The organism is Sphingobium sp. GW456-12-10-14-TSB1 (genome assembly GCF_059424385.1).
In genome coordinates this window covers 3,070,628-3,085,007 of the sequence record NZ_JBWKZI010000001.1, presented here as the reverse complement: position 1 = coordinate 3,085,007, position 14,380 = coordinate 3,070,628, and the positions used below count along the sequence as shown (strand labels likewise).

The following is a 14,380-nucleotide window of genomic DNA, read 5'->3' as shown; positions in this document are numbered from 1 at the left end:
AGTGGGCCATCAGAACTTGAAACGAACCCCCGCCGTCAGTGTGCGTCCGGCGACATTGTAGAGCGTGAACAATGTCGGGTAGAGAAGTCCCGGCGCGGCGGCGGCGGCTACCAGCGGGGGCTTGCGATCAAGCAGGTTCGTCGCCGTCACGAACAGCTCCGGCTCCCCGCGGACGTCGAATTTATAGGAAGCCGTCGCGTCGGTATAAAAGACAGGCTTGATCGCCGGCACCGCGTAGAAGGAGGTCGGATCATTCTTCAGGTTGCCGATGGTCACCTTGCCGATCATCTGCTCCTGCACGAAAAGCGTCAGACCACCATTGGTGTAATTGGCGCTGAGCGTCCCCCGGAACTTGGGATAGGCATAACCGGTCTGGCTGTTGACGCCATGGCCCGCATAATCGATCACAGGCGCAATCGAGTTGGTCTGCGTCTTGTAGCGATCCAGATAGTTGGCAAAGGCGCGCAGCGTCAGATCACCTTCGCCCAGCTTGGTGCGATACGACATGGTGATGTCGAGACCGCTGGTGCGCAGGAAACTGATATTCTGTGTAATCAGGCTCACGGAAATCGGATAGTTGGCGGCCGTCCGGTCGCTGAATGGCAGCGGCCGTTCGATCAGGGCGCAAGTGGGCGAGGTGCCGTTAGACGTTTCGCATTCATTGACCACGTCGTTCAGCCCCTGCGTGGCGATGGCGCCCTTGATCTTGAGGTCATAATAATCGACCGAAATGTCAAAGCCAGGCAGGAAACTGGGGCTGAGGACCACGCCCGCGGCGAATGTATCGCCGGTTTCCGGATCAAGGTTGGGATTGCCGCCGCTGAACTGGCGGATCGAACCCGGCGTCCCGGTGTGCGGATCGTTGAAGTTCACCGGCTGGGTCTGAACACCCGCAAACAGCTCGAACAGCGAAGGCGCGCGAATATCGCGTGAGCGCGTGACACGGAACATGATGTCGTTGATCGGCTTGTAGACAGCGCCCACCTTCCAGGTCTTGACGCTTCCGCTGGTGCTATAGTCGGTGATACGGAAGGCACCGTTGAGGCTCAGTTCCTCGGCAAAAGGCTGGCCTTTGAATACCGGAACCTGCGCTTCGGCAAATGCTTCCTTCACGTTGAGTTTGCCAAAGGCCGATCCGACATTGGTGTTGTTGAAACGGGTCTGGCGATTGGCCGGCACGCCACGCAGGCCGGTGAAATCGACAGGCACGGCGGGATCGGAATTGGACGTGAGATCAAGCTTCTGTCGGCGATATTGCGCTCCGATGGCGACCGTGACCGGCCCTGCCGGAAGCTCGAAAATATCGCCACGCGCCGAAACCACGAAATCGTCCGTGCTGTTCATGGCCCGATAGCGCGAAACGCCAAGGACCGTTTGCAGATCGGCGGCAGATGGCGTCCCCGCCCCGAACACATTGAGCGGTGTGCAATTTGGATACAGGCCGGGGTTGGTGAGCGTCACGCGGCATACGATCGAGCCGTTTGGCGCACGCACTGCGTCAAGCGCGGCTGCAAGCTTGGGAACCTCAACCTGCGTCTGTGCAAATTTGGTGACGGATTTGCCATGGGTGTAATCGGCGGTGACGTTCCATCCGCCAAGGTTCCACTCAAGCCCGCTGTTGATCAGATAGGCGTCGGTCGCTTCGCGCGTCGGGATCGGTCCCTGTTCAGCGATGAAGCGGAACATGGCGAACGAATCATTGGGGCCCATCTGGGCTTGCACCGCGGGATTGAGGAAGGCGTTGCCACTGAAGAAGCGGAAGCCGAGCACCGATTGCGCCTGCGTGTCATAGCTGGTGACGCTGCGCGAATAGCTGCCCTGGACATGGGCGGTCAGCGTATCCGTCATGTCATAGGCGATGCGGCCAAAGCCCTGCGTCGTCGTCAGGGGGGCGATCAGCTGGTTGAAGCCGGGGATATAGAGGCCATCGCCGCCGACATTGGTGCCAGGCGTGCCGGTGGGCGTGCCGCGCTGGATCGGTCGCACGGCCCCGCCAGGCAGGAAGATCGAATTCGTGAGCGAGGGGGCCGTGCTCGACGTGATGATGCCATTATTATAGTCATTTGTCGTGAAGCGCAGGTTGGGCAGGAAGGTGAACGGGTTGCCCGCCCGACCCGGCGCCACTGTCGATCCGGGAACCGACCCCACGGCTGCATAGGCGTCATCGCCATAGACGCGCGCGCTGCGATTGATGCCGTCGCTGTCAAAACGCTCGATGGAGGCAAGCACATGACCCCGGTCGCCTGCAAAACTCATGCCCCCAGCGATGCCGATGCGATAGTTGCCCAGATCTCCGCGCGTCGAAACGCCGCGCTGCGCCACGCCCTTCACGCCCGTGAATTTCTTGTCGAGAACGAAGTTGACGGCGCCGCTGACCGCGTCGGACCCATAAACGGCTGAAGCACCGCCGGTCACCACATCGACGCGCTGGATCAGCAGCTGGGGAATAGTGTTGACGTCCACCGCGCCCCGGAAGGTCGTGGGCGGCACGCGAATGCCGTCGAGCAGGATCAGCGCACGGGTCGGGCCAACGCCGCGCAGATTGAGCAGGTTGCCATGCTCGCCGCTATTGCCCTGCAACTGACTGTTGGATTGCGGGCTGACCGAATTGGCGAACTGCGGCAGCTTGTTGATGGCATCTGCCAGATTGGTGGGCGTCGCCTTCTCCAGTTCCGTGGTAGGCGCGACAGTGACGGGCGTAGGCTGGTTATAGCCGTCGCGCACCACGCGCGTTCCGGTGACGATGATGTCTTGCGCGGATGGCGCAGCGGCATCCGCCGCTGGCGTGGCGTTGGCTGCGGTCGCGGCAGATTGCGCATGCGCCGGCGCGACTATCCCGGCAAACGCGCATCCGGAAAGGAGCGCTACTCGGCCTATTTGAAACCTTTTCATCATCATCTCTCCCTCAGATTTGAGCTATTTTGTCTTGCGCCCAGATATTTCTTGTTGCCCCATCACACGGTCAGCCTGCGCCAGCCTCCTGCGCTGCCAGCCAGGCGGCCTTGGCGAGCGGCTCGATCCGCGTGACGATGTCGCTGGCATTGTTTGCGGTCTGCACGCCGTCGCGGGCACGCCCCGCAATCCCTTGCAGGATCGCCGCAACCCGGAACAGGTTGAACGCGCGGTAGAAGGGATGGGTCGGATCGCCCCGAAGACCCGTTCGCTCGCAATAGCGACGGGCATATTCGTCTGCGCTGGGGATGCCGAGCGCGGCGAGATCAGCCCCCTGCAACGTCCCGCGCACATCCACCCCCTCCGGCCTGAACCATTCCATCATATGATAGGTGAGGTCGCCGAGCGGATCGCCGAGCGTGGACAATTCCCAGTCGATGACCGCCAACACCCTGGGCTCGGTCGGATGCACCAGCAGATTATGGAAGGAATAATCTCCATGGATGATCGTGGTGCGTTCGTCGGTGTCCGGGATGGCGTCGGGCAACCATGCGAGCAGCCGGTCCATCTCTGGAATGTCGCGGGTGCGCGATGCCTCATATTGCCGCGACCAGCGGGAAATCTGCCGCGCAAAATAGTTGCCCGGCCTGCCATAGTCGGCAAGCCCAAGCGCCGCGAAATCGACGAGGTGCAGGCGGGCGAGCGTTTCATTGGCCGAATCATAAATGGCGGCGCGCTGGGCACGGTCGAGGCCGGGCATGCGCGGATCCCAGAAACTGCGCCCCGGGACATAGCGCATCACATAGAAGATGCTGCCGATGACATCCTCATCCTCACACAGCAACAGCGGCTCCGCCACCGGCAGCCCGGCTTCATGCAGGACTTTGGTTATCCGATATTCGCGATCCACGGCATGAGCCGACTTCAGCAGGATGCCGGCCGGTTTGCGGCGCAGGACATAGCTGTGATCCGGTGTCGACAGGAGGAAGGTCGGATTGGATTGCCCGCCTTCAAACTGCTGAACCCGCATCGGCCCCGAAAATCCGGCAATCCGGCCAGAAAGATAGGCGGCCAGGCGGGCCTCGTCGAAGGCGCTGTTGACGGCGACATCGACCGTCGAGCCGATCGTCGCGGCAGGCTGCGCGCCGCTCACGCCCCCTTCCCTTCGGCATATTTGGCCAGCTCCATTCGGGCAAGCTGCCGCTCGTGCACCTCGTCCGGCCCATCGGTCAGGCGCACGATGCGGGTATTGGCCCACAATTCCGCCAGACCGAAATCATCACTGACACCGCCGCCTCCATGCGCCTGAATTGCGTCGTCGACGATCTGCTGCGCCATTTTGGGCGCGGCAATCTTGATCATGGCGATCTCCGCGCGCGCGGCCTTGCTGCCGACAACATCCATCTTGTGGGCTGCCTTGAGGCAGAGAAGGCGCGCCATCTCGATCTCGCAGCGCGCTCTGGCGATCCGCTCCTCCCAGACCGAGTGTTCGGCGATCACCTTGCCAAAAGCCCTACGCGACAGGAGGCGGCGGCACATTTTTTCCAGCGCCACTTCCATCGTTGCGATGTTGCGCATCGTGTGGTGAATACGACCGGGACCAAGACGGCCCTGCGCGATTTCAAACCCGCGCCCCTCGCCCAGCAGCATATTTTCCGCCGGGACGCGAACATTGTCCAGCGCCACTTCGAAATGCCCGTGGGGCGCGTGATCATAGCCAAAAACGGGCAAATGGCGCACCAACGTCACACCGGGCGTGTGACGAGGCACGAGGATCATCGACTGCTGCCGATAAGGCGCAGCGTCAGCATCTGTCTTGCCCATGACGATGAAGAAGTCGCAACGCGGATGTCCAGCACCCGACGACCACCATTTCCGGCCATTGATGACGTAATCACTGCCATCCCGGCGAATATCGGTCTGGATATTGCGCGCGTCGGAGGAGGCGACGGCCGGCTCCGTCATCAGGAAGGCGGAGCGGGTTTCCCCATCGCGCAACGGCACCATGAAGCGCTGCTTCTGATCTGCCGTGCCGTAGCGGTGCAGCACCTCGAAATTGCCGGTATCGGGCGCCATGCAGTTGAACACTTCGCTGGCGAAGGAAATCCGCCCCATCAATTCGGCGATCGGGGCATATTCGACATTGGTGAGGCCAACACTGGTGAAAAATTCATCGTCATGCTCAGATGGCGGCATGAAGATATTCCACAGCCCCGCTTGTCGTGCCTTGCCCTTGAGTTCGTCGAAAATCGGCGGAATTTCGGTCCAGCGATCAATCGCGGCGGACTGCTGGTGATAGAGGGGAACGGCAGGAACGATGTGCTCCTCCATGAACGCTCTTACGCGCTCCATCCACTCCCTGGATTTAGGCGATTGTTCGAAATCCACGCATCCACTCCAGATATACCGCCGGATTCGAGCCGGCTCACCCCCTTCTTTAGGACTCACCCGACCGATCGGTCGAGACATAAATAGTCGACCGACTGGTCGGCTGTCAAACTGGTCAGGAGAGAAATTTTCGGTTGACGCCCGACCAGTCGGTCGATCATTTGGATGGCAGGAGAGCATGCGATGACGAATAGCCCATTGATGGATGTCGCCCTGCTGCGGGGCTATGCGCCCTACACGCTGGCTGGCTATGCCAGTTTCCGGTCGGTCATCGAGTCGGATGGCGCGGTTCCCGCGAAACTGAAAGCGCTGTTCGCGACCGTGGCTGCGGTTGATCGCCGCCACCTCACCCTTGCCCGGCAGGAAATGGAACGGGGCGTCGCACTCGGCCTGACGCCGAAGGACGCGACCGCCGGGCTGATCGTGCTCTCCAGCCTTCGCGGCGAAGCGGCGGCACTCGATTTCGCACAGATCATCAGCGACAGCTTTGACAATGTGCAGGCTCCGCAGCCGCAACCATTGCCAAAGGCAGGCCATGGAGAGGCAGAGGCGAATTTCCGCGCCTATTGGGCAGGCGCTATTCCAGCGCCATTGGGCGCCCTGATGCGGCTCGTGCCCGAAGCGGCGGACGCCTATTACCTCATGCGGCGGGGCAGCATCGACGCCAACCCATTGTCCGCCAAATATGGCGAGCTGCTTTTGCTCACCATTCTTGCGGCCGGATACAGTCCGATGGCGGCAACCCATGTGCGCGGCGCGCGCAATGCGGGCGCCAGCGACGAGGAAATTGCCGAGGCGGTGCTTTGTGCCGTCCCATCTGCGGGAATTGCTGCGTGGATGGCGGTGGGGGGGATGCTCGCCCCGCCGGAAGAGGGCGGCATAGCGCGCTGAAACAACCAGTCTTTTTTACATCTTTGCCAAGGAGAAGTTACATGGAACCGGAAAAGGACGTCATCCAATATGAAGTGGCCGATAACGGCATCTGCACGATCTGGCTCAATCGCCCCCATGTGAAGAATTGCGTGAGCCCGCAGCTTCTGCGCGACCTTGAAACGGCGGTGGACAAGGCCGCAGAGGATAATTCGGTCCTGGCCGTCGTATTCCGCGGTCGCGGCAACACCTTCTGCGCGGGTGCCGACCTCGGCCAGCTGGTCGGTCCGGTGCTGCACGAAACCAGCACGTCGCTTCAGCTCGCGATCGATTCGGCGCGCACCTACGACAAGATCTACAACATGAAGAAGCCGACCATCGCCTGCGTCGAAGGCTATGCGGTCGCCGGGGGCTTCGAGCTGTTCATCTCGTGCGATTTCGGCATCGCCGCCGACGACGCCAAGATCGGCGACTTCCACATCCGCCGCGCACTGTTCGGCGGCGCCGGCCCGATCTATCGCCTGCCGCGCTACATCGGCATGCGCAAGTCGAAGGAACTGATGCTGACGGGCAAGCTGCTTTCGGGCAAGGAATGCGTCGAATGGGGCCTGTGCAATGCGTCCGCGCCCAGCGATCAGCTTGAGCAGTTGATCCAGGATTTCTGCGCTCCGCTGATCGACAAGAGCCCCTTCTGCATGTGGATGACCAAGATGGCGGTGAACCGCGGTATGGACGCCGACACCAACTCCCTCATCACGCTGGAAACCATGACCTGCAACGTGGTGCACCATTCGGCCGATGCGAAGGAAGGCGTCGCGGCGTTCCTCGAAAAGCGCCAGCCGGTCTGGACGGGCAAATAAGCCATGGTGGTCAGCATGGTCGTCCTGGCCAGCCGGCCGCAGGACTGGACTCACGAACAGTTCACCACCTGGTGGCGTGGGCCGCACGCCGACGCCGCCAGGGTTCTGCCCGGCCTTATCGCCTATCGGCATGGAGCGGTGACAAAGGATTATGACAGTCCGGAAGCGCCGGGCTGGGACGGCCATGCCGTGCTGACCTTCGCTGACCAGGCGGCGCTGGACATCGCCTTTGCCTCGCCGGAATGGAAAGCGGCGACAGCGCAGACCAGGGGCATGGGCGGTCGGCGGATCATCCTGATCACCGACGAAATCGATCTGCTTGCCGGAGGTGATCATGACTGACTGGAAACCCGGCTTCGCCGCCGCTCAGTTCCGTCTCGACGGCAAACGTGCGCTCATAACCGGCGGACGCGGGGCGCTCGCCGAAGCGATGGCCGCGACACTGGCCGATCTGGGCTGCGCCGTCGCGCTGGCATCACGGACGGAGGCGGATTGCGCCGATCTGGCGGCAGGGATAGCGGATCGCTTCGGAGTGCCAGCCGCAGGCCTGGCTTGCAATATCGCCGACGAAGCGTCCGTCGAGGCCACAATCGCCGGAACGGTAGAGCGGTTGGGGGGGCTCGACATCCTCATCAACAATGCCGGCGCATCCTGGTGGGGTCTGCCGCAGGACATTCCGCTCAAGGGCTGGCAAAAGGTGATGGACGTCAACGTGACCGGCACCTTCCTGGCCTGCCGTCATGCTGCGCGCCACATGATCGCCCAGGGCGGCGGGGCGATCGTCAATATCGCATCGGTTGGCGCCTTCCTGTCTTATCAGCCGGACGCGGGACAGGTCGTCCCCTACACCACCAGCAAGGCGGCGATCGTTCACCTGACCAGCGACCTGGCCGCTCAATGGGCCGGGCACAATATTCGGGTGAATGCCATCGCCCCCGGATCGATCGAAACGGGCATGACGGAAACGCTGGACCCCGCCATTCAGGAAAAAACGCGGGCTGGCATATTGATGCGCCGCTTTGGCCGCCCCGACGAGGTGGCTGGCACGCTGGCGCTGCTGGCGTCCGATGCGGGCAGCTTCATCACTGGTCAAACCTTCCTCGTTGATGGAGGGCAATCCCTTGCCTGAAGAACAACGCCATCCAACGTTTCAATGGAACGCCGAGCGGCTCTGGCCGCAGTTCGCGCGCCTTGCCGACGCTGAACCGGACGCGCTCGCGCTGGCCGATTGCAACGACCGTTTATGGAGCCGGGCCGAATTGCGCGCGCAAGCGGTGGACATTGCAGCGCGGCTCAGGTCTGTGGGGGTAGAGCCGGGCGACCGCGTCCTCGTGACCGGGCACAAGAGCCCGGCGACGATTGCCACGGCGCTTGCCGTATCATCGCTGTGCGCCACATTCTGCCCGGTATCGCCAAAGCTAGGCGCGGGCGATCTTGCCGTGCTCGAACCCTTGCTCGGTCATGCTGCCAAGGTCAGCGGCGCCGACGACGCCTTGCCCGAAGTTACTGCCGGGACAGGCACACGGTCGCGTGATCCGCGCGACGCCGATGCCGCACTCATCGGCTTCACCTCCGGCAGCACCGGCGTTCCCAAGGGCGTGATGCACGGCCCGGAAGCGCTCAACTATGCGACTCGCGCCTGCGCGGCCATAGCCGGCCTTGATCCTCGCGACGCGATATTGGGCATTGTCCCGCTCGACAGCGCCCCCGGCTTCACTTTCACGGCGCATTTCGCGCTGTCATTGGGACATCCGCTCGTGCTGGTGGACCCATGGGTGCCAGCCGAAGCACTTCGGCGAGCCGAACGCTACGGATGTGGCTGGGCCATTGCCGTCCCGACCCACCTATTCACGATGGTGGAAGCAGCCCGCCTCGGCGAATGGAGCGGTCGCCTTCCCCTCCGCGCCATGGCTGTGGGGGGCAGCGCGATGACTCCGGAACTGATCGCTGACGCCGATCGGCTGCTGGGGCTCAAGGCGCTGCGCATGTTCGGCATGTCGGAATGCATGGGCCATGCCTCGACCAGCCCCACGGACCCGCTGGAGCGCCGCCAGCTTTTTGACGGCATCCCCTTTCCCGACACGCAGGAAGAGGCATTCGATCCCGACATGAAGGTGCTGCCTAGGGGCAGTCGGGGGCAGGCAGGCGTCCGCGGGCCATCCCTTTTCCTGGGCTATGCGCAGGGCTTGGGCGCCGGGCAGGAGCGTATGACGCCGGATGGCTTCTACCTGACCGGGGACGAAATCATCCGCGATGAAGAAGGCTTCGTCCGGGTGGTCGGCCGGATCAAGGACCAGATCATCCGGGGCGGCTTCAATATCGACCCTGCCGAGGTGGAGGCTGCGCTGTTGCGACACCCCGCCATTGCCGAGGTCGCGGTGGTCGCGGTGCCCGAGCGCAAGCTGGGCGAGCAGGCCTGCGCGGTCTGCCGCCTCAGGGTACAAGGCAGCGGCATGGACCTGCCTGCACTGCTGGACCATCTTTCGCAGCAAGGCCTTTCCCGCAAGAAATGGCCTGAACATCTGGTGCTGGTCGAGGAAATGGCGGTGACCGCCACCGGCAAGCTCGACAAGAAGGCAATGGCCGCCATTGCCGTGGAAGAGGTCGCCCGCCGGCGCGCCGCACCACCCGCCACACAGGACGCATGACATGAACCAGACCGCCAGCAGCGTCGTCACGGACGGCATTGCGCTCATCACGCCGGACAATCCGCCGGTGAACGCCTTGTCAGCCCCCCTGCGGCAAGCATTGCAGTCTGAACTCGATCGGGCGTTCCGCGATGATCAGGTGCATGCGATCATGCTGATATGCGCGGGGCGCACCTTCATCGCCGGCGCGGACATCACCGAATTCGGCCAACCCTGGCAGTCGCCATCCTTACCGGACCTGTGCGCCATGCTCGACGCTGCGCCCAAGCCTGTTGTTACCGCCATTCACGGCACTGCGCTGGGCGGGGGTTTTGAACTGGCGCTCGCCTGCCACTATCGCGTCGTCGCAGCAAGTGCGCGCGTAGGCCTGCCCGAAGTCAATCTTGGCCTGCTTCCCGGCGCAGGCGGAACCCAGCGCGTACCAAGGGTCGTCGGCGCTAAGGCCGCGTTGGACATCGTCACATCGGGTCGCCAGATCAAGGCGAAAGAGGCGCTGTCGCTCGGTCTGGTGGACGCGATCGCCGATGATCCATCGCTTCAATCCGAAGCGCTGGCCTTTGCCCGGCGCGTGGTGGCGGATGGCGCGGCGAAACCGCGGATCAGAGATCGGACCGATGCCATCGAAGGCGACCGGAACGCCCCGGAACTCTTCACGACTTTCGCAACGACGAACGCGCGCCGGTTCAAGGGTTTTCCCGCGCCTGGCGCGATCATAGAGGCCGTGCAGGCGGCGGTGATGCTTGATTTCGATGATGGCCTGGCAAAGGAAGCAGCCTTGTTCGAGCAGCTGGTCGCCAGCCCCGAATCCGCCGCCCAGCGCCATGTCTTCTTCGCCGAGCGTGAGGCGGCACGGGTGCCGGACATAGGGCCGGAGACGACAGCGATCGATATAGCGGCGGTTGGCGTTATCGGCGCAGGCACCATGGGCGGCGGCATCACGATGAATTTCCTGAATGCCGGCATCCCGGTGACGCTGGTCGAAACCAGCCAGGAGGCGCTGGATCGCGGGATCGCCACGATCCGCCGCAACTATGAGGCAACCGCCAGCAAGGGGCGAATGACCGGCCAGCAGGTCGAGCAGCGCATGGCGCTGATTTCGCCCAGCCTGGAGCTTGGCGCGCTTGCCCATGCCGACCTTGTCATCGAAGCCGTCTATGAGAGCATGGACGTCAAGACCGATATTTTCGCGCGGCTCGACCGGATTGCCAAACCGGGTGCGATCCTAGCGTCCAACACATCCTTCCTCAATCTTGATCGCATCGCGGCAGCGACCAGTAGGCCCGAATGGGTCGTGGGGCTCCATTTCTTCTCACCCGCCAATGTCATGCGCCTGCTGGAAGTCGTGCGCGGCGCCGCCACCGCAAAGCCCGTGGTCGCGACAGCGATGCGGCTCGCCAAGCGGATCGGCAAGGTCGCCGTTCTCAGCGGCGTGTGTGACGGCTTCATCGCAAACCGGTTGCTCGCGCCCCGCGGGACACAAGCCGAAGCGATGATGCTGGAAGGCACGCCCATTGAAGCGATCGACCGCGTGTTGGTCGATTATGGCTTCGCCATGGGGCATTTCCAGATGATGGATCTGGTGGGGCTCGATGTTATCGGCCGGAACGCGACCGAACGCACCGTCATGGGCGATCTGGTCGCCGCCGGTCGGCTGGGCCAGAAGCGCGGCGCGGGCTATTATGATTATGATGAGAAGCGGCGCCCCCATGCGTCGGACCTGACTGCAACCTTGATCAGGGACGTTGCGGCGGCAAGATCCGTTGCGCACAGTCCAACGGTGGGGGATGAGGCCATTCTGGCGCGCCTGCTCTATCCGGTCGTCAACGAGGGTGCGAGAATATTGGAAGAAGGCATCGCGCTGCGGGCATCCGACATCGATATAGCAGCGGTGCTCGGCTATAATTGGCCGGTCTATCGCGGCGGGCCGCTCTTCTGGGCCGATCAGGTCGGGCTGGGCAAGATCGTGGCGGACATGCGTCGGCTTGAGGTGCTGCATGGCGAAACCTTCCGCCCGGCTCCGCTGCTGGTGCGACTGGCGGAGGGGGACAAACGGTTCGGCGACCGGTGATGAGCCTCAATCGCTCCTGGCTATTGGCGCGCAGGCCTGAAGGTGCGGTGCAGACGGACGATTTTGCCTATCACGAGGAGGCATTTGAAGCGCCCAGGCTGGACAAGGGAGAGATTCTTGTCCGTACGCGGATCATTTCCTGCGCCCCCACGATCCGCAACTGGTTGAATCCGCCCGAACGCAGCTATCGCGGTGCGATCGGCATCGGTGAACCGATCAAGGGCATGGCAGCGGTTGAAGTGCTGGCGTCGCGTCATGCGCGGTTTGAAGCCGGACAATGGGCCACGGCCGTGGCGCCCTGGCAGGATTATGCAGTCCTGCGCCCCGATGCGGCAGTCGTCCCGGTCACGCCTATCGAGGCGTGGATGGACCCGGTCGACGCCATGACACTATATTCGCCGAACAGCCTGACCGCCTATTTCGGTCTTTTTTCGGTGGGAGAGCCAAAGCCCGGCATGACCGTCCTTGTGTCCGGTGCAGCCGGGTCGGTCGGGGCGATGGTGTGCCAGATGGCTCGCATCGCAGGCTGCCGGGTCATTGCAGTTGCCGGAGGTCCGGAGAAATGTCGCTGGCTGGAAGAGGAAGTCGGCGCAGACATCGCGATCGACTATCGCTCGACGGACTTTTCAGCGGCTTTGAAGGACGCCACGCCTGCCGGCGTAAACATCTTTTTCGATAATGTAGGCGGGGACGTGATGCATGCCGCCATCGGCAGAATGGCGCCACATGGCCGCGTCGTGCTGTGCGGACAATTGTCCGCTTATGATTCGAACAGCCCGGCTGCTGGCCCCAGGGATATGATGAAGCTGGTCTATGGACGGATCAGGATACAGGGCTTTGTCGTTGGCGACTATGCTGACGAATATGCGTCCGCGATAGCCGCCATACGCCAGTGGGAGGCAGAAGGGCGCCTACGCAATCGTTATGATATGCGGGACGGGTTCCATCATATACCCGACGCCTTCGTCGATATCTTCCAGGGACGAAATTCCGGAACACTGATCGTCCGAATCTAGGTGTTTAGACCCCTCTACAGAGCCTACAATCATTCCCACTCGATCGTGCCCGGCGGCTTCGACGTATAGTCATAGACCACGCGGTTGATGCCCTTGACCTCATTGATGATCCGGGTCGCCACGCGGCTGAGGAAAGCTGCATCGAACGGATAGATGTCCGCCGTCATGCCATCGGTCGAGGTGACGGCGCGCAGGGCGCAGACGCTGTCATAGGTGCGCAGGTCGCCCATCACGCCAACGGTGCGGACGGGCAGCAGCACGGCGAAGGCCTGCCAGATCGCGTCATAGAGCCCCGCATTGCGGATTTCCTCCAGATAGACCGCGTCCGCCTTGCGCAATATGTCGCAGCGTTCCTTGGTCACTTCGCCGGGGATGCGGATGGCAAGGCCAGGGCCGGGGAACGGATGGCGACCCACGAAAATCTCGGGCAGGCCCAGTTCCCGGCCCAGCACGCGCACTTCATCCTTGAACAGTTCGCGCAACGGCTCGACCAGCTTCATGTTCATGCGTTCGGGCAGGCCGCCGACATTATGGTGCGACTTGATCGTGACGCTGGGGCCACCGGTGAAGCTGACGCTTTCGATCACGTCGGGATAGAGCGTGCCCTGCGCCAGGAAATCCGCCCCGCCGATCTTTGCGGCCTCTTCCTCAAACACGGCGATGAATTCGCCGCCAATGAACTTGCGCTTCTTTTCAGGGTCGGTGAGGCCAGCCAGGCCGCCCAGAAAGCGATCCTCCGCATTCACATGGACCAGTTTGATGCCATAATGTTCGCGGAACAGGGTAACGACCTGCTCGGCCTCGCCCAGCCGCATCAGGCCATGGTCGACGAACACGCATGTCAGTTGGTCGCCGATCGCTTCGTGGATCAACACCGCCGCGACGGCGCTGTCGACACCGCCGGACAGGCCGCAAATCACCCGGCCAGAGCCAACCTGCGCGCGAATATCGGCGATCTTGGTCGCGCGAAACTCCGCCATGGTCCAGTCGCCCGCCAAGCCGCAGACATGACGGACGAAATTGGCGAGCAGCTTGCCGCCATCGGGGGTATGGACGACTTCGGGATGGAATTGGGTCGCATAAAAGCGCCGGGCTTCGTTGGCGGTGACGGCGAAGGGCGCACCCTCGCTGGTGGCGACGACCTCAAAGCCGTCGGCCAATTGCGTCACCTTGTCGCCATGGCTCATCCACACCTGATGCTTTTCGCCCGGCGCCCAAAGACCGTCGAACAAAGCGCAGGGCTTTTTCACCTCGATGAAGGCGCGGCCAAACTCGCCGCTCTCCCCGCCTTCGACATTGCCGCCCAGCTGCTGCATCATCGTCTGCTGACCATAGCAGATGCCCAGCACCGGAACGCCCGCGTCGAATATCGCCTGCGGTGCGCGGGGACTGTCATCCCACATGACTGAAGAAGGGCCGCCCGACAGGATGACGCCCTTGGGCTGCATCCGGGCGAAGGCTTGTTCGGCGCTGTTGAAGGGGGCGATTTCGGAATAGACCCCGGCTTCGCGCACGCGCCGAGCGATGAGCTGGGTCACCTGGCTGCCGAAGTCCACGATAAGGATGGAATCCTGAAGGGGCAGCGTCATCGAATCGCCTTTATATCGAGCGGTGGAAGGGATTCGCGCCCGGTTAGTC

General features: G+C 62.7%; 11 protein-coding genes. 7 read left to right on the top strand and 4 right to left on the bottom strand.

The features are described 5' to 3' along the window. Positions 1–9: 9 nt before the first annotated feature. The 3 genes from AC07X9_RS15100 to AC07X9_RS15090 form a co-directional block, all read right to left on the bottom strand. On the bottom strand, positions 10–2,895 hold the full coding sequence (locus AC07X9_RS15100) for a TonB-dependent receptor plug domain-containing protein (RefSeq protein WP_026002148.1): 2,886 nt from the start codon (positions 2,893–2,895) through the stop codon (positions 10–12). Positions 2,896–2,962: 67 nt separating this feature from the next. Then, the gene (locus tag AC07X9_RS15095) at positions 2,963–4,045 is read right to left on the bottom strand and encodes a phosphotransferase family protein (RefSeq protein ID WP_017181715.1); all 1,083 of its coding nucleotides are present in this window, start codon (positions 4,043–4,045) and stop codon (positions 2,963–2,965) included. Next, positions 4,042–5,280, bottom strand: a complete 1,239-nt coding sequence (locus AC07X9_RS15090; RefSeq protein WP_026002149.1) for an acyl-CoA dehydrogenase family protein — start codon at positions 5,278–5,280, stop codon at positions 4,042–4,044. The genes AC07X9_RS15095 and AC07X9_RS15090 overlap by 4 nt, the downstream gene beginning before the upstream one ends. Positions 5,281–5,463: 183 nt before the next feature. Between AC07X9_RS15090 and AC07X9_RS15085 the strand changes: the two genes are divergently transcribed. Genes AC07X9_RS15085 through AC07X9_RS15055 form a run of 7 tightly spaced genes read left to right on the top strand, consistent with a single transcriptional unit; the run spans position 5,464 to position 12,742 of the window. After that, entirely contained in the window at positions 5,464–6,171 is a 708-nt protein-coding gene (locus tag AC07X9_RS15085) for a carboxymuconolactone decarboxylase family protein (RefSeq protein WP_026002150.1), read from the top strand. A 41-nt stretch (positions 6,172–6,212) separates the two neighbouring features. Further along, the gene (locus AC07X9_RS15080) at positions 6,213–7,010 is read left to right on the top strand and encodes an enoyl-CoA hydratase/isomerase family protein (protein ID WP_017181718.1); all 798 of its coding nucleotides are present in this window, start codon (positions 6,213–6,215) and stop codon (positions 7,008–7,010) included. A gap of 3 nt (positions 7,011–7,013) precedes the next feature. Further along, positions 7,014–7,352, top strand: coding sequence for an EthD family reductase (locus AC07X9_RS15075; RefSeq protein ID WP_017181719.1), 339 nt, complete (start codon positions 7,014–7,016; stop codon positions 7,350–7,352). Further along, positions 7,345–8,139: an SDR family NAD(P)-dependent oxidoreductase gene (locus tag AC07X9_RS15070; protein ID WP_017181720.1), complete on the top strand. Its 795-nt coding sequence runs from the start codon at positions 7,345–7,347 to the stop codon at positions 8,137–8,139. Before AC07X9_RS15075 ends, AC07X9_RS15070 begins: the two co-directional genes overlap by 8 nt. Then, a complete protein-coding gene (locus tag AC07X9_RS15065; protein ID WP_017181721.1) occupies positions 8,117–9,658 on the top strand; it encodes a class I adenylate-forming enzyme family protein in 1,542 nt (513 codons plus the stop codon). Before AC07X9_RS15070 ends, AC07X9_RS15065 begins: the two co-directional genes overlap by 23 nt. 1 nt (position 9,659) lies before the next feature. After that, a complete protein-coding gene (locus AC07X9_RS15060; protein ID WP_017181722.1) occupies positions 9,660–11,726 on the top strand; it encodes a 3-hydroxyacyl-CoA dehydrogenase NAD-binding domain-containing protein in 2,067 nt (688 codons plus the stop codon). Continuing rightward, the gene (locus AC07X9_RS15055; protein WP_017181723.1) at positions 11,726–12,742 is read left to right on the top strand and encodes an NADP-dependent oxidoreductase; all 1,017 of its coding nucleotides are present in this window, start codon (positions 11,726–11,728) and stop codon (positions 12,740–12,742) included. The genes AC07X9_RS15060 and AC07X9_RS15055 overlap by 1 nt, the downstream gene beginning before the upstream one ends. A gap of 29 nt (positions 12,743–12,771) precedes the next feature. Here AC07X9_RS15055 and guaA read toward each other — a convergent pair whose 3' ends face one another. Next, positions 12,772–14,331: a glutamine-hydrolyzing GMP synthase gene (guaA, locus tag AC07X9_RS15050; RefSeq protein ID WP_017181724.1), complete on the bottom strand. Its 1,560-nt coding sequence runs from the start codon at positions 14,329–14,331 to the stop codon at positions 12,772–12,774. Positions 14,332–14,380: the final 49 nt, after the last annotated feature.

Coding starts and splice junctions, on each gene's coding strand:
- AC07X9_RS15065 (WP_017181721.1), top strand. CDS start 8,117: ATGGAGGGCAATCCCTTGCCTGAAGAACAACGCCATCCAACGTTTCAA.
- AC07X9_RS15100 (WP_026002148.1), bottom strand. CDS start 2,895: ATGATGAAAAGGTTTCAAATAGGCCGAGTAGCGCTCCTTTCCGGATGC.
- guaA (WP_017181724.1), bottom strand. CDS start 14,331: ATGACGCTGCCCCTTCAGGATTCCATCCTTATCGTGGACTTCGGCAGC.
- AC07X9_RS15080 (WP_017181718.1), top strand. CDS start 6,213: ATGGAACCGGAAAAGGACGTCATCCAATATGAAGTGGCCGATAACGGC.
- AC07X9_RS15060 (WP_017181722.1), top strand. CDS start 9,660: ATGAACCAGACCGCCAGCAGCGTCGTCACGGACGGCATTGCGCTCATC.
- AC07X9_RS15085 (WP_026002150.1), top strand. CDS start 5,464: ATGACGAATAGCCCATTGATGGATGTCGCCCTGCTGCGGGGCTATGCG.
- AC07X9_RS15070 (WP_017181720.1), top strand. CDS start 7,345: ATGACTGACTGGAAACCCGGCTTCGCCGCCGCTCAGTTCCGTCTCGAC.
- AC07X9_RS15055 (WP_017181723.1), top strand. CDS start 11,726: ATGAGCCTCAATCGCTCCTGGCTATTGGCGCGCAGGCCTGAAGGTGCG.
- AC07X9_RS15075 (WP_017181719.1), top strand. CDS start 7,014: ATGGTGGTCAGCATGGTCGTCCTGGCCAGCCGGCCGCAGGACTGGACT.